Here is a 21,621-nt window from a genome sequence, read left to right on the forward strand (position 1 = left end):
GACAGGGAATGTGTTCTTTTGAATGCTTTCATGTATTTATTAATTAAAAAAAATATGAATAGATTACAAACAAGAAATGAAATTTTAAAAGGACAAAGAAACAGAGCATATGCAGGATTGCATGCTACTAGAGAAGAGCTTGAAAGAGTTAAGGCTAGTAATGGAAATCTGTTATTGATGTTTTCTTTAGTGGGTTTAAGTATGTTTGTATTATCAATTTATTTATGTTCAAACGAATGAAGTAATTAAAAAGTAGGCTGAAATATATTTGCCATGTAAAGTATATAGGCTGTTTCAATTAATTTTGGAACAGCCTTTTTGTTGAACTTGGGTGTGTCTTTAAACAAGATGCACCCTTATTTTTTTGTGATGATGAAAAAAATGATTGTAACCGGTAGTGAGGGATTTATAGGTAAAGCCCTTTGCCGAGAATTAGTAAAAAGAGGTGTTGAAGTCATAGGACTTGATCGAAAGTGTGGTACTGAAGCTACGGAAGTATGCGAGCTTCTGAAGAGTGGGGGGATTGATTGTGTATTCCATTTGGCGGCACAAACCAGCGTGTTTAATGGAAACCTGGAACAAATCAGGAAAGATAATATTGATACCTTCATGCGAGTTGCTAATGCATGTAACCAGTATCATGTGAAGTTAGTATACGCCAGTTCGTCAACGGCGAATCCGGAGAATACCACTTCCATGTATGGAATAAGCAAGTATTTCGATGAACAGTATGCATCTATCTATTGTAAGGCTGCGACCGGGTGTCGGCTGCATAATGTATATGGACCTAATCCGCGAAAAAGAACTCTTCTCTGGTTCCTGATGGAAAAGGAAAACGTGTCATTATACAACTGTGGTCAGAATATCCGGTGCTTCACTTACATAGATGATGTCATTGAGGGGTTTATCTATTCGGTGGGTTGTAACCGGCAACTTATCAATATTTGTAACGTCCAACCTGTGACTACTATGTATTTTGCTTCTTTAGTAAAATACTACAAACCGCTTGAAATTGAGCTAATTAATGAAAAACGGGCTTTTGACAATTTGGAGCAGTCGGTGAACCGGGATATCTATTTAGTACCTTTGTCTTATACATCTGTCGAGGATGGAGTAAAGAAGATTTTTGATGAAAAGAAAGGGAAAGATATGTCGTATTGATGACTGGGATAAGCCGGAAGCGGTGAAAGGTAAGAGCTGGTCTCATCAGGAACGGTTATGTGATCTGAAAGAAAAGGTATCACTTCATAAAAAGGGTGATATCTATTACATCTCTCAGTTCACCCGTTCCAAGACTGGTACCAGCTTTTCAGAAATTAAACAGTCGGAGGAACTTGCATCATTCTTTGCAGAGAGAGCGTGTGAGTTTCTCCACCGCTTCATTGTAGGGGGATATGAAGGATGGTGTATAGTCACCACACCGCGACGGAGACACTACGAGGGCTTTCATTTTGCAACCTCTATCTGCACGAAAATAGCTGGGGCGGTGAAAATACCATTCTATGAGAATGCAATTCAGTGCCTAACTAAAGATAGATTGAATCCGGAATTCTTTCTTCTTCGTCCGATAAAGGAAAAGAAGATAATAGTGTACGATGACATATTAACAACTGGCAGCACACTGCTTGCCACCTATGAGCTTTTAAAGGATAGAGAGCAGCTTCTTTTTCTCGTAGGAATAAATAACAATTGATATGGGAAAGCAAGAGAAACCATTAACATTCAAGCAAGAGAAATTCTGTAAATACTACGTTGATACAGAAGGTAATGCTAGTGAAGCATATAGGATGTCTTATGATGCGTCAAAGATGAAACCTGAAACGATTTGGAGTGCTGCTAGCAGATTGTTAGCCAATAGCAAGGTTAGTGCAAGGATAAGTGAGATTAAGCAACAGAGGGCGAAAGAGACTGAAGTAGAGAGGAAAACGGTTGAGAAGGTATTAATGGATATTGTACTCGCTGATCCCGATGATTTACATTATGTAGACCCTGTTACCGGGAAAACAAAGATGAGAAGTCCGTCCCAACTTCCAAAGCGTGCCCGTAATGCGTTGAAGAAGATTCAGAATAATAGAGGAGTGGTTAATTATGAGTTCAACGGCAAGACAGAAGCCGCCCGGATTCTTGGTGCCTGGAATGGATGGGAAGCCGATAAGAATGTCAACATCAAAGGTGGAGACGGAAATAAAGTCGGTGAACTTCGTATCGGATTTGAAGATAATGAGGATTCGGAAGAATAGAACAATTTGAACTGCAAAATCCAGTATTCACCCTACGGAGAAACCTTACTTTTAGAACAATATGGTTATAAATTATAAGAAGCTAAATCCTAACGGATTCTATCTATTGAAGTACTTGAATGATGAGACTATCCGTTTTATCATTCTCTATGGAGGTTCATCTTCCGGTAAGTCGTATAGTGTGGCACAAACAATACTGATACAGACATTACAGGATGGTGAGAACACTCTTGTCATGCGTAAAGTAGGAGCTTCTATTCTCAAAACCATTTATGAAGATTATAAAGTCGCTGCGGCCGGTCTTGGCATATCCCATTTGTTCAAGTTCCAACAGAATACTATTAAGTGTCTGGTTAATGGTGCGAAGATAGATTTTTCCGGTCTTGACGATCCGGAAAAGATAAAAGGTATCTCCAATTATAAGCGTGTTCAGTTAGAGGAATGGTCAGAGTTCGAGCATCCGGATTTCAAGCAGCTACGTAAGCGTTTGCGTGGTAAGAAAGGGCAGCAAATTATTTGTACCTTTAATCCGATCAGTGAAAGCCACTGGATAAAGAAAGAGTTCATTGATAAAGACAAATGGCATGATGTACCGATGACGGTTACCATTGCCGGCAAAGAGTTGCCGAAAGAACTTACCAAGGTCAAATCCGTAAAGAAGAATGCACCCAGGCAAATACTTAATCTTCGTACTAAGCAAATCGAGGAACAGGCACCTAATACAGTTATTATCCAATCTACCTATCTGAATAATTTTTGGGTAGTTGGTAGTCCTGATGGCACATACGGTTTTTATGATGAGCAATGTGTTGCCGACTTTGAATATGATAGAGTTCACGACCCGGATTATTATAATGTGTACGCATTGGGAGAATGGGGTGTCATTCGTACCGGTAGTGAGTTCTTCGGTTCCTTCAATCGTGGCAAACATTCCGGTGAACATAAATATATCCCGGACCTGCCTATTCATCTATCAGTAGATAATAACGTACTGCCATATATCAGTGTGTCGTACTGGCAAGTAGATTTCACTACCGGTATCAAGGTTTGGCAGTTCCATGAGACATGCGCGGAAAGTCCTAACAATACAGTAAAGAAGTCCTCTAAACTTGTAGCCAAGTATCTGAAAGATATCAGGTATAGTGATAAAGTCTACCTACACGGGGATGCCTCAACAAAGGCGGCCAATAGCATTGATGATGAAAAACGTTCTTGGATGGACTTATTCATAGATACATTGCAGAAAGAAGGATTCGAGATTGAGGATAAGGTAGGCAATAAGAATCCGAGTGTTGCCATGACCGGTGAGTTTATCAATGCTATCTTTGATTGTACTGTTCCCGGTATAGAGATATACATTGACGAATCATGTTCGGTATCTATTGAGGACTACATGAGCGTACAGAAAGATGCTAACGGTGCCATTCTTAAAACTAAGGTCAAGAATAAAACTACCTTGCAGACTTATGAGGAGCACGGGCACCTGTCTGATACGTTCCGATATGTCGTTGTGGATTTGTGTAGTGAGCAGTATATAGAGTTTAGTAACCGGCGAAAAAGAAACTTGTATGCTTGTAATGGCACTGTTAATTTCTTCAATCCAGATACCGAATGTAAATACACTAAGAAGATTCTATATGTGATGCCGAATGTTAATGGGAAATTTGTCCTTATACAAGCGTTTAGATGTGGAAATAAATGGCATGTTGTTGATGTCGTATTTATGGATACTACTTCAACAGAAGATATACGTTCTTCTATTTTGTCCCATGAATCTGATTCATGTGTAATTGAATGTACAGATGCTTATTTCCCTTTTATCCGGGAACTCCGTTCTAGTACAAACAAGGAGATTCGTGTAATGAAAGAGTTTCCGGATGTAGATAAGCGTATTGCTGCAACATCTGATTATGTGAAAAATAGTATTCTTTTTTCTGCATCAAAAGTAGAATCTGATACGGAATATGTTGCCTTCATGAATAATCTGATGGACTATAATAAAGATAGTGAAACAAAAGAGGCCAGTGCTGTTTTGAGTGGGCTAGTACAGTTCGTTGTAAAATTAGGTTTGAATTGAATTGCGTTATATGTGATTGAAAATAAGGATGTTGTATTGTTGATATTATGTTTTCGTAATTTCAAGATTTTAGTGTTTTGGAAAACGGTTTTCTTTTTACTTAGTTTTGCTCAAAAAGGAACCCAATGAATATTTTTTTTGATAATCTATTTGGAAAGAAATCTAAGACTAAAGGTGAAGTTGAAATAGTTACTTCATCTGAAAATAAGGATATAGATACTCAAAGTGGCAAGGCTGAAAAATGGTCAGTTGCATACATTGAGGACCTTACTAGTCCTATTGTAGCGGGCAGTAACTATCTAACGCTATTCAGTACGATACCTGAAGTCTTTTTCCCGATCGATTATATTGCATCGCGAATTGCAGGTGCTAATTTTCAATTGAAGAAAACTAAGGATGACAGTATAGTATGGGCGAATAAACGAATGAATGGCATACTTAGTCGTCCTAATTGTTTGATGCGTTGGAAAGAATTGATTTATCAGCACCATATTTATAAATTGTGTACAGGGAATAGCTTTATTCGTGCCGCTATGCCTGATGTCTTTTCTACAGCTGAAAAATGGAGATATTGCGATAATTATTGGGTGCTACCTTCTGATAAGACTATTGTAGAACCTGTTTACGGGAATATACCATTGTTTGGCATTGCCCAAACAGAAGATATTATTCGTAGCTATCGTTTGGAGTATGGTTGGAATGGTAGTTTGGAAATTCCTCCATACCAAATATGGCATGATAGAGACGGAAGTGCAGAGTTCTATTCAGGGGCTATGTTCTTGAAGTCCAAAAGTCGTCTTGCTTCCCAAAATAAGCCAATGTCAAATCTAATAGCTGTATATGAAGCTAGAAATGTGATTTATGTAAAGCGGGGTGGATTGGGCTTTATTGTAAGTAAGAAAACTGATGCTACCGGTTCAATAGCGTTGACTGACGATGAAAAGGAACAGCTTTTGAAGCAAAATTTTGAGAAGTATGGTGTAAGGAAGGGCCAGGTACCTTATGGTATTTCAGATGCAGACATTGACTTTGTTCGTACTAATCTTTCTATTGCAGAGTTACAGCCGTTTGAAGAGACTTTGGCTGATGCAATAAATATTGCAGGGGCATACGGCATCCCTGCCGTTCTTGTTCCGCGAAAAGACCAGTCCACATTTAGCAATCAGGCTACTGCTGAAAAGAGCGTATATTGTTCAACTGTTATTCCTATGGCCAAACAATTCTGCAAGGATTTTACAGCTTTCCTTGGTCTTGAAGGAGGGGGATATTATTTGGATTGTGATTTCTCTGATGTTGATTGTTTGCAGGAAGGATTGAAAGAATCCGAGGACGTAAAGACAAATATAAATAAACGTTGTCGTGAACAATTCTCATGTGGGCTTATAACACTCAATGACTGGCGTGCCCAAATAGGCGAAAGTATGATAGAAAATCCCTTGTTTGACAAATTGAAATTTGATATGTCAGATGAGGAACTGGATAAAGTAAATCGAGTTTTTAACACTAAAAGTGGAGATGAAAAAGATGGAAGAGAAAATCAAAAGCCTTCAGTACAAGACAAAGGCAAATGATGTTGATGAGAAGGGTATCGTTACCGTTGCGGTGAACGGTATCGGTGTGAAGGACTCACAAAATGACATATCTATGCCCGGCTCATTCAATAAAACATTGAAAGAAAATATTGGTCGGATGCGTTGGTTCCTGAATCATCGTACAGACCAGTTGTTAGGTGTTCCGTTGAGTGGTAAGGAAACAGAAGGTAATTTGGTTATGGTCGGTCAGTTAAATCTTGAAAAACAGATTGGCCGTGATACGTTAGCTGATTATAAACTGTTTGCAGAGAATGGAAGAACCCTAGAACACTCTATCGGAGTAAAAGCCATCAAAAGGGATTCTATCGATCCTTGTAAGGTGCTTGAATGGCGTATGATGGAATATTCAACATTGACAAGTTGGGGGAGTAATCCACAGACGTTCCTTGTGAATATCAAGTCTGCTACTGCTGACCAGGTAAAGGAAGCTGTTGATTTCGTCCGGAAAGCGTTCTTGCAGCATGGATATAGTGATGAACGTTTAAAAGGATACGATATGGAATTAAGTTTATTACTGAAGAGCCTCAACGGTGGTGCCGTTGTCTCATGTCCTCATTGTGGTTATCAATTTGATTATGATGCAGAAACAGAGCATACCTTTGCCCAACAGGTATTAGATTATGCTGCTGATTATCAGAGATGGATAACACAGGACATTGTAAGGGAAGAAATGGAGAAGCTCACTCCGGAGATTAGAACCCAAGTAATTTCTCTTATTGATTCTGTCAAATCAGAAAAGAAAGAATTTACTCAAAAGGGTCTACAAGACCTTATGAATTATGTAAGATGTCCCCACTGTTGGGGAAAAGTATATCGTTCGAATGCTATTCTGCAAAACACTTCTGAAAATACCACCGGAAAAAATGAGCCGTCTGTTGACACTCAAGAAAAGAATGACGGGGAAAATGGGAACGATGAAGTAACGATTAAAGCCGCTGATAATGGCACTTTACTCGATTTCAAGAGTTTGAATAGCTGTTTCGAGAATAAATAACTTAAAATTTAAATTTTATGCCTAAAAAATTTACAGTATCAGATTTTAATCTGAAAACAGACGGTCTGCCGGCAGAACAGAAAACTTTCATGGAAAACATTGTCGGCATGATGTGTGAAGTAGTTAACAAGTCACTTGAAGGATTTGCCTCACCGGAGGAGGTAACGAAACAGTTTGGTGACATCAATAATCTATTGAAAGCCTATGATGGAGAAAAGTTCCAGCAATTGGTAAAGGACAACGAGCAACTTGTAGAACAAGTTAAAACTCTAGGTGAAAGTATCGAGAAAATGAAGCAGAAAGGTCTTTCTATGGATACTATCAACAAGTTCGATGAGAAGTTGAACGAGATGCTTGATTCTGAAAAATTCAGAGATTTCGCAGAAGGAAAAACACGCAAATCAGGAGAATTTGACGGCTTCTCCTTGAAAGATGTCGTTTCCATGACTGACAATTACACCGGTGATTTGTTGATTACTCAACAACAGAAACGTGTTGTGACTCAGGTTGCCAACAAAAAGTTGCATATGCGTGATGTATTAACGACGTTGACTGCTGATCCTACATACCCTCAACTTGCCTATGCACAAGTATATGCTTTCAACCGCAATGCCCGTTTTGTAACAGAGAATGGGCGTTTGCTGAATCAAGCATCAAGGTAAAAGAGATACAGACAGGAACTAAGCGCCTTGGTACTCATATCCGTATCTCAAAACGTATGTTGAAATCAAGAGTGTACATTCGTTCCTACATCTTGAACATGCTTCCTGAAGCTGTTTGGATGGCAGAAGACTGGAACATCTTGTTTGGTGACGGTAATGGTGAGAATTTGCTTGGTATTATTAATAATACTGGGGTGACTTCTGTAGAGAAGATTATCAGTACAGCCATTGTTACAGGTGCCGCCGGTGCTGTAAAAGCTATTACCGGATATAACGGTGATAAGGATGTGATTGTAGAGTTTGCAGAACCACAGGATTTGATTCTTGATGGAATGAGTATCACGTTCGCTGGTGCCGCTGTTCTTACAGAACTGAACAAAACACACGCTCTTGTGAAAATGGAAGATGGTCGTATCCTTATTCCTGGTGTCGCGTTCTCCGGTGCTGAAACGGCTACGGATAAAATGACATTCAGTGTTCATGAAGCCGGCTTTAAGAACATTGAGGAACCCAACTCTGAAGATGTAGTGAAAACAGCTTTCGCCGCAATGACATATGCCCAGTATTTTCCGAATGCTATTATTCTTAATCCAATGACTGTTAACGGTATGGAATCAGAGAAAGATACGACAGGACGTAATCTTGGTATCGTTAAAATGGTTGATGGGGTGAAATATATTGCCGGTCGTCCGATTATCGAGTATGGTGGTATTCTTCCAGGTAAGTATCTTTTGGGTGACTTTAACCAAGCCGCAAATTTGGTTGATTATACCACTTTGACACTTGAATGGGCTGAAGATGTGGAGACCAAGCTTTGCAATGAGGTTGTGCTGATGGCACAAGAAGAAGTTATCTTCCCGATTTATATGCCGTGGGCTTTCGCTTATGGGGATTTGGCCGCATTGAAGACTGCAATAACTAAAGCGTAGGATTATGGATTACATACTTAGAGGTAACGATAAGGATGTAACCAATGTGCTTAAAGAGCAACGCATTCGGATTAATAGAGGGATGATTCAACTCATCCCTATTTCCGAATGTGGTCTTGTTACAGAAGAAGATGCCCGAAAGACATTGGAATGTATGCTTGCAGAGAAAAATGAAGAGATTGGCAGGCTTACTGCATCCATTGCAGAGAAAGATAAGACAATTGTTGAACTGACAGAAGAGCGTGAAACAATGAAAGCTCGCATTGCAGAACTTGAAGTACAGGTGCCTTCTGATGAAAAGAATCTTCCGGTTGCCGATTCAAAAGATTTGCAAGAGGAAGATGCCAAGGAGGTAACTGTTACAGATGATAAAGCCGTTTCCGTGGAAGATGAAAAGAAAACCGGGAAAAGCAAGACTTCTAAATAACTATCGCTATGTTGATTGATGTTTCATATTTTATGTCAGGTCCCAGGCATATTGAGAATGTTTCGGTCGCTGAAATGCCTTCGCCCCAATCTCTTGCTGTGAATGAGGTGATAAATGGGTATATTAAGGCATTTCAGCCCGAATTTCTCCGGAATGTTGTTGGTGTGACTCTTTCCCAAGCTATCACAGATTATTTGGAGCTTATTGAACGGGAAAAGGAAGATTCTTCAGATGAAGTTGATATTTCAGAAGAGAAGGAAGCCCCCCAGTCCGGATATGCAGTATTATGCGAGAAGCTGTGTGAACCGTTCGCTGACTATGTCTTTTATCATATTCTTCGTGACGCAAACACCCAGGCTACAATAACCGGGCTTGTCCGTTTGAAATGTGCTAATGAATATATAGCTCCTTTGAAGAGACAAGTAAGCACATGGAATAGCATGGTAGAGAAGAATAAACAGTTTGTTGAATGGGCTATGTCGAATGATTGTCCTTTCGATGTGAAAATAACCAAGAATCTTTTGACCCCAATTAATGCTTTCAATTTATGATAGATTTAGATATAACAGAACTGTTTGAGGAGATTGTAAAGGAACTTCCAGAAGGGCTTGAAATTCTCTATCCAAATGGGAAAGGGGGAACTAAAGTTATGAAGTCCCCAAGGTTGAATTACATCTTCGGTAGCAGTCAATATATCAAAGATATTTTAGATGAATACAGTAAGTCTTCTGCCCAGTCTGAAAGGAAGTTTCCATTGGTTGCACTATTCACTCCAATTAGTGAGGATAGAGGTGATGCGGATTATTTTTCAAAAGCAAAGGTTTCGTTAATTATAGCATGTTCTTCTTGTAAAGAGTGGAGCAATGAGATGCGCAGAACCACATCTTTTAAAAATATCCTCGGCCAATCTATAAACGTTTATTGGAAGTATTATATGAAGATTCTCGGTTCGACTGCGACTATGACGAAAAAGTGAAACATAGTTATTCAGAAAACTATTCATATGGCAGATACGGAGCCTATACAGATTCCGGTGAGGCTGTGAGCGAGCCGATTGATGCCATAAATATACGCTCGATGGAAATAAAAATTAATAATCTTAATTGTAGAAGAAAATGAGAAAGATTAGAACGTGTAAGGGTTCCCGGATGAACACTGGTAGTTCTGCTTGTAGCATTGACTGGAAAAAGGTCAAAGGTGCTATCTTGACAGAACATGGTGTCAAACTCCCTGCTGATATAACAGGTGAGAAGTTGCTCGAATTGTGCCATGCAGACCGTCCCGGGCGTATTTACCCTATTTTGCCATTCCTGGAGTATGCCAAGAATGGTGGAGAGCCTCAAGTTAATCCTGTAGGGTACGGTGCAAGTGAATACAACGGGCTTAGCGCTCAAACAGACACCTTCACTTTGAAGAAATTTGATGAGGTTTTGAATGCCCAGCTTCTGAAATGTGCCAATAAAGGATGGGACGTTTACTTTTGGAATCAGGATAATATGTTGATCGGTTATAATGATGACACTGATATCCTTGCCGGTATTCCGATGTCTACTGTTTATCCGACCGTGACACAGTACCCGACCAGTAGTGCTAAGTCTGCGATGACTGTTAGTTTTTCACATGAAGATGTGGAAGACAGCCAATTGCACTTTGACTACGTGCAGTTAGACTTCAATCCCAAGAATTTCGTTAAAGGCTTGGTTGATGTTGTGTTTCAAAAGTTGGAGGCCGAAAATACTTACAAAATAGTTGAAGTTGTTGGTGGTTATGACCGTACAGAAGAATTTGGCAGTCTTATTGCTGATGGTGCTGCTGAAGTTATGAATAACGTAACTTCTGCTACGTATTCGGATGGTATCATTACCATTGTTCCTAAAGCTGGGGCGGTTCCTTCGTTGAAAGCTCCTTCTGTATTGTATGAAAAAGGAATCAGAGGTATTGAGCAGGTGTCATGAAGGTAGATAATGTTACGTTCGTCGAGGTTGCTGTGAAGGGCATGACGAAGGAAGAGTTTATTAATGCGCACATTAAAGTCGTGTGGCAGGAACTGAAGGAAGCTGACCGCAAGAAGAAGCTCTCGGAAGTGTACGATGCGATAACTAAGTAACCGACGGGCTGGGGTGTGATTACAGCCCAGCCCGTTATATTTTTACTGTATGGCAGATTTTGATGAATTACATAGAGTTATTCATTCCATTGCATCCGGGTTTGAAGAGGAATGTATTAGGTGTATGGAAGAACATAAGAATGTGCTCGTTGATTGTATTCAGGAACAATTATATTCCGGCTTGGACGGTACCGAACATCTATTGAATCCTGATTATGATACTGACACCTATTTTAACGAGCCCGGTCCCTGGCAGAACCGTGCGGAACAATATAAACGATGGAAGGAGAGGATAACTCCGCCTCTTAGAAGTGAGATGCTTTATTTGCCACCGCGTCCGGTTGAGGTACCTAACCTTTTTATTACTGGTACTTTCTATGATAGCATAACTGCCGATAGAATTGATTCCGGGCTTCGATTCTCAACGAAAGGATTTACGGACGGTAGTTCTATTGAGAAGAAATACGGTGAGCAGATTTTAGGCATTGGTGATACAGCTAAAGAGTACTTTAATATTATGTATCTCCGTCCCTGGATGGAACGTTTCTTTTCAGAATGTGGATATCGGTAGAAAATGGCTTGTAGTTGCGAAATAAAAAAGATGCAGAGTGAACTGGAACGTATCAGTGATCTTGCAAAGAAAGCAGCTGTCTTGGATGGTTGCATGTATGTCGTTTATCAGAAAGAAGATGGTACCTATGCTTTTGATAAACTAGGAGTTGAGATAAAAGGAAAGATTGTTGAATATAGACATTACCTGTAATTATGGCAGATTTAAAATTAAAAGATTTCGTTGATGAGAACGATTTGCAGAAATTGGTGGAGCTTGATAATACTATTGAGCGTGTGAGGGCTGATTATGTTAATGCGGCCAAAGAATTAGCAAAAGGTTTGAAACTAAATGTAGAAGGCGTTGCTGATCTTGAAAAGTTGAGTAATCTTTATAATACCCAAGCAAAAACGGCTGGCTCTGCATCTGCTGAATTAACCGAGGCTCTTAGAAAACAGTCTGAAATAACTCAAACTGTCAGTAAGAAGATAGAGGAAAAGCTAAATGTAGAGAAATTATCTGCTGCTGAATTGAAGAAACTAACCAAGGCAAACTCGGATAATGCTGCGTCCTTGGAAAAGGCTGTTAAAGCGGAAGCTAACTTGACAAAAGCGCAGAATGCCGGTAATACTACTCGTAAGAAAGCTGTTTTATCTGAAGAAGAACGTTTAAAACTTATCAGAACTGCTATTACCTTGACTAATCAGGAAGTACATAGCCGTTCACAAGCAAAGGAAATGAATAAGCAGCTACAAAAGGCTGTTGATGTTTTGAAAGATACGGATGAAAACTATATTCGTACACTTGCCCGTCTTAATTCTACTATTGGAATCAACACTGATTACATAAAGCGAAATTCCGATCGATATAGTCAACAGAAAATGACCATTGGTGCATATCGGGAAGAAGTAAAGGCGGCATGGATTGAAATACAGAACGGTAATAAGTCCATGCAGAACATGGGAATTATTGCCCGGAATGCTGGAATGATGCTAAACGAGATGGCTCCTGGGCTAAACAAAGTTGGTGCAGGATTGAAAGGGTGGGCTGCTGGATATATTGGTGCACAAGCTGTTGTTAGTGGAGTTGTTGCTTTATTTACAAAACTGCGTGAAGGAGTAGGTGATATTGTTAAATTTGAATTAGCTAATAGTAGGCTTGCTGCAATATTAGGAACCACTTCTGATAAAGTGAAGGAGTTAACTGCGGATGCTCAACGTTTGGGTGCTACAACGAAATACACTGCATCCGAAGCTACGGATTTGCAAATAGAACTTGCTAAACTAGGTTTTACTCGAAAAGAAATATTAGATGCAACAGAGCACGTTCTAAAATTTGCACAAGCTACCGGGGCAGAATTAGCAGATGCGGCTTCATTGGCAGGTGCTTCTCTTCGTATGTTTAATGCTGATACAAGAGAAACTGAAAGATATGTGTCTGCGATGGCTGTCGCAACAACCAAAAGCGCATTGTCGTTTTCATATCTCGCTACTGCATTACCAATTGTTGGACCGGTTGCAAAAGCCTTTAATTTCAGTATTGAAGATACTTTGGCTTTGTTGGGTAAATTATCGGATGCCGGCTTTGATGCTTCAATGGCTGCTACTGCTACCCGTAATGTTTTTCTAAATTTAGCTGATAGTAATGGAAAGCTGGCAAAGGCGTTAGGTAAGCCCGTTAAAACATTGCCTGAGTTAGTTGAAGGATTGAAATCGCTAAAAGAAAAAGGGGTAGACTTGAATACTACTCTTGAATTAACTGATAAGCGTAGTGTTGCCGCTTTTAATGCCTTTCTCACCGCTGTTGATAAAATATTACCACTTAGAGAACAGATTACTGGTGTAGAACGTGAATTGGGCGATATGGCTCACACGATGGGAGATAATGTTCATGGAGCTCTTGCTAACTTATCTTCAGCATGGGAAGCGTTTATGCTTTCTTTCTCCGAGTCAACGGGACCTGCTAAGGAGTTTCTTAATTGGATGGCTGATAAAATAAGAGGTATCGCCAATGATTTGAAATCTCCTGAAGAAAAAATAGAAAAGATAGATTATAATTTTAGAACACTTGCAAAAAAAGATGCGAACAAAAAGTTATTGGAAGTAGAAAAAGATTTTCAGGCAGAATATAAGAGGCTTATTGATGCTGGTGATACAGAGGAACAAGCATACACAAAAGCTGTTATTCAAATGAAAAATAAACGTATTGAAGTAACGGCCCAAGAGAGAGAAGCTTTAAAACGGATGAAAACTCGTGCTCAATATGCAACATCAGAGTTTGAAGATATGTCTTGGATAAAGAATGGTGCTGCTAAAATGTTTGGCTATTACACATCGGAAGCAGAAAAAGCGGATAAGGCTCAGTTGGAATTTTCTAAAAACTTATTTAAAATAGCATCTAGCGATGAGTTTAATCGTGGACTTGATGTGATTGCAGAAAAGTTCCGTCCAAAGGGTAACGACAAAAATGGTTCAGGTATAACAGTCCTTACTGATAAAGAAAAACGTGAACAGGAAAAAGCTCTCAAAGAGAAGCTGAAAATTCATGAAACTTATCAGGAATCAGAACTAGCTCTTATGGATGAGGGACTGGAGAAAGAACTTGCTAAAATTGGTGTTGCTTACTCGAAGAAGATTGCTGCCGTCAAGGGTAATAGCAAAGAGGAAATTGCTACACGTCAGAATTTAGCTAAGGAAATGCAGGAAAAGCTAGATGAGTTTACTATTAAGTATAATTCTGATCGTGAGAAGAAGGATGTTGAGAACGCTCTTGCTGTTGTAAAAAAGGGGTCCCAGGAAGAACTTGATTTGAAATTGCACCAGTTGGAATTGCAACGTGAAGCAGAAATTGATGCAGCGGAGAAAACTGGTGAAGATGTTTTTCTCATTGACGAAAAATATGCAAAAAAGAAACAAGAACTTTACGAAAGACATGCATCCGATCAGGTGCAATTAATAGCAGAGAATGCGGCGCATGAGCAGGAAATCCGGGATGCTGCATATGTTATGGATACGCTTGCTCTTAAAAAACAGTTAGCTTCTAAGGAAATAACCCAGCAAGAGTATGCAGAACTTGAGTATCAGTTAAAATTAGATTATGTACGTAAAACAACCGAAGCTGCAATTGATGCGTTGGAGTTGGAACTTCGAAACGAAAATTTGAGTGCAGAGGATAGGGCAAAGATTGCAGAGCAGTTACAGAAATTGAAAGCGGACCTTTCCCAGCAAGAAGCAGAAGCGGAAATAGATGCTATCAATAAAGTTACTAAAGCGGATGAGAAAGCACAGAAAGAACGTCAGAAGAACTTGAAAAAATGGCTTCAAACTGCATCTCAAGCTGTGGGAGCTATTGGAAACTTAGTCTCTTCTATTTATGATGGTCAGATTCAGAAAATAGAAGAAGAGCGGGAAGCTAATGAGGAAAAGTATGATGAGGATATTGAACGAATTGAGAATCTGGCAGAGTCTGGAGCTATATCCGAAGAGGAAGCGGAAGCGCGTAAACGGGCAGCAAAGGATCAGACAGAAGCCAAGAATAAGGAGTTGGAAAAACAAAAGCAAGAGATTGCCCATAAACAAGCTGTTTGGCATAAGGGAGTACAAGTTGCAGAAACTGGAATTGCAACAGCTCGTGGTATTATGGAAGCTTTCCAGTTAGGTCCGATTGCCGGTGCTGTAATGGCTGCTGTTATCGGGGCGATGGGGGCTATGCAAGTAGCAACAATTCTTGCCACTCCTATTCCTTCTTATGCAGAAGGTACTAAAGGTAATGATAGGCACCCCGGCGGTGCTGCTTTGGTTGGTGATGCCGGTAAACATGAAGTTATCATGTATTCCGGAAAAGCATGGATTACTCCTGATACTCCAACTTTAGTTGATATTCCTAAAGGTGCGCAAGTCTTTCCTGATGTTGATAAGGTAGATATCTCTAATTTTGATATGCCGGATTGGGACTTTCCTACATTTTCACCGACATATTTAGCATCCTCTTCCGGTAACACCATTGTTTTCAATGATTATTCCCGGTTAGAAAAAAGGGTTGATAGAACAAATCTCCTTTTAATGAAGAGTCTAAAAATGCAACGCCAGGATGCTTCTAACCGTGAATTTGAACTGTATAAGTTATCTAAACTGAAATAGTCATGATTGAAAGATTAAATCAGATAACATTGAATGATTTCATTGAGCTTTCATGTGGAAACTATGCTTGTTTGCTTTCGGATCGCGAATTTGTGTCAGAGAGCACGCTTAAAGAGATAGCATCTAAATTGCTCATTGAATACAGAAGTATTGTTAATCCTTCAAATATGAAGGCTATGGTAATGGACAAGGAGGATATGCTGAAAGAACGTGCCAAACTATTGAGCCTCGTATATGTCAGACTCTTGTTTCTCTTGGCTTTTATGATGATGTTCGTCAGGTATTGGAACAACTAAATGTAGATTCTCGGAATATGAGTGATGAACAGGTAACATCGAAGATTGACTATTTGTTTCATTCTGCAATTTTTGAGCAAAAACGGAATGAGGAAAGACGCAGTGAGGAACATAAAGGAAATAAGGTTACTCCTGAACAAATTCGTTCTTCTTTCGATGCCGAGATTGCTTTTCTAATGACATTCTTTAAAATGAGTATAGATTCCCGTGTAATTAATGCTGCTGTCTACGCAAATATTGTTCATCAAGCCGATGTTGAAATATCGTTCAGAAAAAGAAGCACATGATAATATTGGTATTTACATATATGCTGTAATTCGATTAATTTTTAATTAAAGCGAATTATTTCATACAGTCGTTTGTACATCTCCTTTAGAATCACAAACGACTTTTTTATGAATAGAAAAAACAGCATCCATTGTATAAATAGGCATTTATACAATGTTTTATTGTCAGAATTACGTACATTAGAGACGAAGTGTAATCGGATAACAGCAGAAGTGTCCGAGGTAAAAAAAATGATTGCCTTATTGCCCCCCGATATAGGCACTCTTATTAGTTCAATCGAGCGTTCTGCTAAGGAAATGCACGAGCAAAGTATCATGCACCGGGAATACGTGGAAAGGTGCATTAATGGCGAACCGAAGATACACCTAATAAGGAGGGCTGACAATGGACTTTGAAAAGGAATTATCAGAAATATATCCTTGGATATTAAAGGTGGCAAGAAAATTCTGCTGTTCCATGCAAGATGCTGAAGACTTAGCCGGTGATACAGTTTATAAGCTACTTGTGAATCGTGATAAATTTGATTGTTCTAAACCACTTCAACCGTGGTGCCTTATTATAATGAGGAATACTTATATAATAAGATACAATAGAAATTCCCTTATACATTTTACAGGGCTTGATATGGTAGACGGAAGTGCCATTTCTAACTGTACAGCTCATTCAATACTGTTTGATGATTTGGTTTCCACAATACAACGGTGTGCTAAAAAATCCCGTTGTATTGATAGTGTGATGTATTATGCTAGTGGATATTCTTATGATGAGATAAGTGAAATCCTGAACATTCCTGTTGGAACTGTAAGAAGTCGTATTTCTTCTGGCAGGAAGCTTATACTTCAAGAAATAGGATAATAATGAGTAAGGTTTCAAAATGGTAACTTATATATGCTCATAATAACCTGCAAAGTGTTCTGAATTACAAAATTTGAGGGTCTTTATATTTGTAAATTTATAGCAATAGAATGAATTATGGAAGTATATTCTATGTGGATATACAAAAAAAACTTATATTTGTAATATATCCGAGTTTAATGCTATTGGGTGAATTGGTGAATAAATTATTGTTGGATTAATAGATATATTTTTGAAAAGAATAGATATGAAAGATTTTTGGAATGACTATAAAATGATAATATTAGTGATATTATCACTATTGATTTTTTCTTTTGTATTGATGTTGAGAGAAGAAGAACTTGTTAATAATATAGGAATAAGCCTTTTTGTAAATGTGAGCACGACTGCTCTGACAGTTTTGGTAATTGATAGATTATATCGAAGAATTGAAGTTAGAAAGAAAAAACCGCTTGAGTTTGCGGCATATAATGATGTAACTCTTTGGTGTAATAAATTTATTAGCTTTTGGCAAACGGCTTACCGTGATTGTGGATATTATGCCCCTAAAACAGATAAAGGTATTTTCTTGGAAGATGAATTTCGAAGAATTTATGATTCTTTGCAACTTGATGCTATTGCTCCTGTTACCCCAAAAATATCTTGGGAAAGATATTTACTTTCCGAGAATCAAAGAATGATAGATGGAGGAAGAGAAATTCTAGTGAAATATGCATATTACATTCCTCCTGAAATATATAAGGTAATATATCAGTTAATTGATTCTCCATTTATATATACAATTTGCAATATACCGGCAATAAAATTGTCAGATATTGAATTTAAAACAAATAGGAAGAATGTATTAGGAGCATATACGGCTAAACCTAAACAAGCAGAATTAGATTTATTTTTAAAAGTTCATGGTTGGTGTTTTACTAAACATAAGGAACTAGGGAAACTATTTAAAGGGGTACGTACTGTTTCTGCATTAATATAATTGTTTTTATAATGCATATTTAACCTGTAGAACATTTCTATGACATTTTAAAAGGGAAAGATTAGTATGTAGGACATTGAAAAGTCCTTTTTATTCCTTGGTATAGATATTGTTTTGAAAAACAGATAGTTATATTGCATTTTAGCAAAGCATGATTTTCAAGAATTTAGCCAATCGGGAAACCGGTTGGCTTTTTCTATATATTTGCTCGTGAACGTTCAAAAGGAGTTAAAATGCTTTGTAAATATGTACTTACCGTTGATAGTATTTCTTATGATATTCCCAAATCTTGTATTCAGAATTGGGATGAAATAAAGTTTTCCCGTAAACGCTCCGGACTTGAAGGAATAACTAGAACCTTTACTTCAAAATTCCAGTTTGTGGGAGAAGCCTATGATCTCATATTGGAGGAGTATTTGAGCAAATACCTGGCTTCTAATGCTAGTATCACTGTTTATACTATAACTAATTCTCATACTTATGAAGAATTCTTCAGTTGCCGACTGGATTTCGGTTCATTGACCTATGATGGAAATACTGTTTCTATTAATTCGATAGATGATAGTGTCGCTAATATCATAAAGGCTAACAAAGGAACGCAGTACGAATATTCGGTAGATGAGATAAAAGATGTATATCAGCTTTATTATGATTCTGTAAGTATGAATTATAGTCAACCGCATACATTAGGTGGTAATACTGTAGAAAATGATGCTTCTTTGCAATATATTGTAATTGACAAAGGAATATATGTAGAAGCTATAACATATTCGCTTCCCTTATATATTTCTGGTGGTGAACTTCCGTCACGGGATTCACCTCTTGAGTTTTATGATGCACCACAGGAATCGAAAGATGATCCAAATGTATTTGTTAAAGCCTTGTCCGACATTGATATAGTATTGAATTTTAGTTTTGAATACTATATCAGTTATAGTGATGCGTATACAACTAAAGCTGAAATTGTTCTAGGTGGGCGTTACGAAGATGGTCGTTTAGTCGAGTTGAAAAGATGGGGGTATAATAAGGGGGATGTTACCCCAAGTAATCTGAATGAATCCATCAAGATTCATCTGACTAAAGGGCAGGCTTTATTTTTTGATTTGAAGGTAACATTTAACAGAGTTAATGCTTCTACTGGCAATATTTATTTTCGTAATTTCAAATTTGAGACACGCTTTACTTCTCGAGCTAACCCTATCTATGTGGATGCAATAAGACCTATTGATGTGTTAAACCGATTGCTTAAAAGCATGAATGGTGGAAATGAAGGTATCTATGGTGAAATAGCTTCAGGTGTTGATGAAAGGTTAGATAATTGCGTGATATTAGCTGCTGAAAGTATTCGTGGAATCCCTCAAGCTAAGCTATATACTTCTTATACGAAGTTTAAAAACTGGATGGAAACAGTTTTTGGCTTTGTGCCTGTGATCAATGGTGTCACTGTTTTTTTTAAACACCGGGACAAATTGTTTAGTGATAACAATGTAAAGGATTTAAATAGCAGCTTTTCTAGTTTTGAGTATAAGGTTGATTCATCAAGAATATATTCTTTGGTTAGGGTAGGATATGATAAACAGGACTATGAAAGTATGAATGGTCGTGACGAATTCCGATTTACTACTGAATATACTACTGGCATTGATATAACTGATAATGTATTAGAGTTGATTAGCCCTTACCGTGCTGATGTTTATGGAATTGAATTCTTATCGCAAAAGAGAGGCCAAGATACAACGGATAGTGAAAGTGACAATGATGTGTTTTTTGTTTGTGCCAGTACTACATTACATGATAATGGCGGAGTACAAACATATAAAGAGTATAGGCTTATAAGGAGCGGTTGGGAAATAAGTGGTGTACTTGATCCTGAAACGATGTTTAATACCATGTATTGGCAAGGAGGCATATTGCAAGCAAATGCCGGCTATATTGGTATGTTCACTAAAAAACTATCTTATTCTTCTTCTGACGGTAATAGTGATGTTGTTGTCAATGGTATAGGAATGAAAGATGATTTTAACGTTGAAAGTGGTATTATAACTTGTGGAGATGTTTCATTCACAACTTATAATGAAGATATTCCACCAACAGATGATGAAACGATTAAAATCTTAAAAGATGATCTAGTTTACGAGGGCTACATCAAAGAGGTGAGTAGTACAGTTGAGAGAAACGAGGGAGTGAAGTATGATTTATTTGTCCGTTCAATAACAAAAGCCTAGAAATATGATTATAAGCCCGTTTACCCCACTGTTTTTTTCTCCGTCTACCGATAAATTTGGAGCGAAGAGTAAATATGTGCAATTATTCGCACGTACAGACAGGATTTTTGTTGAATTGATTTTGACAGCCAAAGAGCAGGAGCCTATAGTTTACATTAATAATCTTTTAAGTAATATATCTACACCTGTATCATTAAGCTCATGGAAGATGAATGATGATAAGATTCTTTATTTCTATAACATTTCATTGCTTCCATGTGGATACTATACTGTAACAGTTAATGGGAATACGAGTGAGATTTTTAAAGTTACGGACGATGAATGTGAGTTATCAGAAACCAGCCTTATTCAGTATTCAATGAAAGATAATAAGCAGCGTCTTGATGCTGTCTGGTGGATAGATGGGATGCAATACTTTTTTGATTTTCGCGTTCCTGGTGGTTTCAAAGATAACGGATGGACGTCGGTGTGGATAATGAGCAGTTCGTGACCTCTGATGAGGATATTGTTGAGCTATTCAGCCACGAATATACAACAGTATTATTCACGCTTGGAAATGGGATGGGATGCCCTGTATGGTTTGCTGAATTATTGAATCGTGTCTTATGCTGTAATTACGTCTACTTTGATGGTATTCGATATGCAAGAAAGGAAAGTAATGTTCCGGAACTTAACCAGCAAATCGAAGGATTGAAGAGTTTTGTATTCAATCAAATGTTACAGAGGGTAAAAACGATTAATCCTGTTTTGGAGTGGAACAACCAAATGTCTATAAGAAGAATTCAAAATGATACTTATAGGATAACATCTGACAGTGGAGAGTTGAGGAGCATAAAGTCTGGTGGTGAAGCTGTAGAAGAATATACGTCAGTAATCACCGGTAAGTTGTATGTGCATTATCAGAAGATTATGACTAGTCTTTTTACATCTCATAATTATAGTTGTAAAGTGATTTTGGATAAACCGGCTAATAGTGGGGTGACGTTCATGATACCTTTTAATCTCACAAGCGCTGGTGTCGTAACTTCGGAAGTTAATCAGATTACAGTTGTCTTGGGAGGTTATTCGAATGAAGTTCAATTTTCTCAAAAGGGAAGTTCATACGATATTGATTTATTATCAGGAGGTATATTAGAGTTCTTGAAAGGAACTGATGATAGGACTTATTATGAGGTGACTTGGGACGGTGAATTTGTTGATACGTTACCTGTTGCTTCTGATGAAGTTTCTGATCCGTCATCAAATTAATATAATAGTTTTA

Annotated in this window: 23 protein-coding genes and 1 pseudogene; all 24 read left to right on the forward strand. The window is 38.1% G+C overall.

From position 1 onward, the window contains the following. The first annotated feature begins 54 nt into the window (after positions 1 to 54). The 24 genes and pseudogenes from DXA05_RS01680 to DXA05_RS26900 all read left to right on the forward strand — a co-directional run bounded on the left by DXA05_RS01680 (position 55) and on the right by DXA05_RS26900 (position 21,608). Positions 55 to 240, forward strand: coding sequence for a hypothetical protein (locus DXA05_RS01680; protein WP_128858684.1), 186 nt, complete (start codon positions 55 to 57; stop codon positions 238 to 240). A gap of 129 nt (positions 241 to 369) precedes the next feature. Then, positions 370 to 1,161: an SDR family oxidoreductase gene (locus DXA05_RS01685; RefSeq protein ID WP_128858710.1), complete on the forward strand. Its 792-nt coding sequence runs from the start codon at positions 370 to 372 to the stop codon at positions 1,159 to 1,161. After that, positions 1,130 to 1,693 (forward strand): phosphoribosyltransferase, encoded by a 564-nt coding sequence (locus tag DXA05_RS01690; protein ID WP_128858685.1) that lies wholly within the window; start codon positions 1,130 to 1,132, stop codon positions 1,691 to 1,693. Before DXA05_RS01685 ends, DXA05_RS01690 begins: the two co-directional genes overlap by 32 nt. Position 1,694: 1 nt before the next feature. Continuing rightward, a complete protein-coding gene (locus DXA05_RS01695) occupies positions 1,695 to 2,240 on the forward strand; it encodes a terminase small subunit (protein WP_118313731.1) in 546 nt (181 codons plus the stop codon). Between the two features lie 61 nt (positions 2,241 to 2,301). Then, a complete protein-coding gene (locus tag DXA05_RS01700; protein ID WP_128858686.1) occupies positions 2,302 to 4,317 on the forward strand; it encodes a PBSX family phage terminase large subunit in 2,016 nt (671 codons plus the stop codon). Positions 4,318 to 4,442: 125 nt separating this feature from the next. Next, a complete protein-coding gene (locus DXA05_RS01705) occupies positions 4,443 to 5,888 on the forward strand; it encodes a phage portal protein (RefSeq protein ID WP_004311552.1) in 1,446 nt (481 codons plus the stop codon). Continuing rightward, entirely contained in the window at positions 5,842 to 6,903 is a 1,062-nt protein-coding gene (locus DXA05_RS01710; RefSeq protein ID WP_004311553.1) for a phage prohead protease HK97 family, read from the forward strand. The genes DXA05_RS01705 and DXA05_RS01710 overlap by 47 nt, the downstream gene beginning before the upstream one ends. Before the next feature lie 17 nt (positions 6,904 to 6,920). Then, positions 6,921 to 7,565, forward strand: a complete 645-nt coding sequence (locus tag DXA05_RS26875) for a hypothetical protein (protein WP_284515361.1) — start codon at positions 6,921 to 6,923, stop codon at positions 7,563 to 7,565. Positions 7,566 to 7,603: 38 nt separating this feature from the next. Further along, the gene (locus DXA05_RS26880) at positions 7,604 to 8,494 is read left to right on the forward strand and encodes a phage major capsid protein (RefSeq protein ID WP_284515374.1); all 891 of its coding nucleotides are present in this window, start codon (positions 7,604 to 7,606) and stop codon (positions 8,492 to 8,494) included. Positions 8,495 to 8,498: 4 nt separating this feature from the next. Next, on the forward strand, positions 8,499 to 8,921 hold the full coding sequence (locus DXA05_RS01720) for a hypothetical protein (protein ID WP_008770950.1): 423 nt from the start codon (positions 8,499 to 8,501) through the stop codon (positions 8,919 to 8,921). An 8-nt stretch (positions 8,922 to 8,929) separates the two neighbouring features. Then, positions 8,930 to 9,472, forward strand: a complete 543-nt coding sequence (locus DXA05_RS01725) for a hypothetical protein (RefSeq protein ID WP_004300274.1) — start codon at positions 8,930 to 8,932, stop codon at positions 9,470 to 9,472. Further along, a pseudogene (locus DXA05_RS01730) lies at positions 9,469 to 10,040 on the forward strand (hypothetical protein). The gene DXA05_RS01725 and the pseudogene DXA05_RS01730 overlap by 4 nt, the downstream one beginning before the upstream one ends. Continuing rightward, positions 10,037 to 10,876, forward strand: a complete 840-nt coding sequence (locus DXA05_RS01735) for a hypothetical protein (protein ID WP_004300278.1) — start codon at positions 10,037 to 10,039, stop codon at positions 10,874 to 10,876. Before DXA05_RS01730 ends, DXA05_RS01735 begins: the two are co-directional and overlap by 4 nt. Next, entirely contained in the window at positions 10,873 to 11,028 is a 156-nt protein-coding gene (locus DXA05_RS26375; protein WP_004300280.1) for a hypothetical protein, read from the forward strand. Before DXA05_RS01735 ends, DXA05_RS26375 begins: the two co-directional genes overlap by 4 nt. Positions 11,029 to 11,077: 49 nt before the next feature. Continuing rightward, the gene (locus DXA05_RS01740; RefSeq protein ID WP_004300282.1) at positions 11,078 to 11,599 is read left to right on the forward strand and encodes a hypothetical protein; all 522 of its coding nucleotides are present in this window, start codon (positions 11,078 to 11,080) and stop codon (positions 11,597 to 11,599) included. A gap of 30 nt (positions 11,600 to 11,629) precedes the next feature. Beyond that, complete coding sequence (locus DXA05_RS26380) at positions 11,630 to 11,791, forward strand: hypothetical protein (RefSeq protein WP_004311558.1); 162 nt, start codon at positions 11,630 to 11,632, stop codon at positions 11,789 to 11,791. A gap of 2 nt (positions 11,792 to 11,793) precedes the next feature. Further along, complete coding sequence (locus DXA05_RS01745) at positions 11,794 to 15,717, forward strand: phage tail tape measure protein (protein ID WP_128858687.1); 3,924 nt, start codon at positions 11,794 to 11,796, stop codon at positions 15,715 to 15,717. A 2-nt stretch (positions 15,718 to 15,719) separates the two neighbouring features. Beyond that, positions 15,720 to 16,013, forward strand: coding sequence for a hypothetical protein (locus DXA05_RS26885; RefSeq protein WP_284515363.1), 294 nt, complete (start codon positions 15,720 to 15,722; stop codon positions 16,011 to 16,013). 17 nt (positions 16,014 to 16,030) lie between these two features. Further along, a complete protein-coding gene (locus DXA05_RS26890) occupies positions 16,031 to 16,300 on the forward strand; it encodes a hypothetical protein (protein WP_284515364.1) in 270 nt (89 codons plus the stop codon). 385 nt (positions 16,301 to 16,685) lie between these two features. Further along, entirely contained in the window at positions 16,686 to 17,156 is a 471-nt protein-coding gene (locus tag DXA05_RS01760) for an RNA polymerase sigma factor (RefSeq protein ID WP_117512303.1), read from the forward strand. Positions 17,157 to 17,388: 232 nt separating this feature from the next. Then, complete coding sequence (locus DXA05_RS01765) at positions 17,389 to 18,135, forward strand: hypothetical protein (RefSeq protein ID WP_128858688.1); 747 nt, start codon at positions 17,389 to 17,391, stop codon at positions 18,133 to 18,135. A gap of 233 nt (positions 18,136 to 18,368) precedes the next feature. Beyond that, a complete protein-coding gene (locus DXA05_RS01775) occupies positions 18,369 to 20,360 on the forward strand; it encodes a hypothetical protein (protein ID WP_004311560.1) in 1,992 nt (663 codons plus the stop codon). Between the two features lie 4 nt (positions 20,361 to 20,364). Beyond that, positions 20,365 to 20,850, forward strand: a complete 486-nt coding sequence (locus DXA05_RS26895) for a hypothetical protein (RefSeq protein WP_284515365.1) — start codon at positions 20,365 to 20,367, stop codon at positions 20,848 to 20,850. Continuing rightward, the gene (locus DXA05_RS26900; RefSeq protein WP_284515366.1) at positions 20,817 to 21,608 is read left to right on the forward strand and encodes a hypothetical protein; all 792 of its coding nucleotides are present in this window, start codon (positions 20,817 to 20,819) and stop codon (positions 21,606 to 21,608) included. Before DXA05_RS26895 ends, DXA05_RS26900 begins: the two co-directional genes overlap by 34 nt. Positions 21,609 to 21,621 lie beyond the last annotated feature (13 nt).

The organism is Bacteroides sp. AM54-2NS (assembly GCF_003602935.1).
Lineage (GTDB): Bacteria > Bacteroidota > Bacteroidia > Bacteroidales > Bacteroidaceae > Bacteroides > Bacteroides xylanisolvens.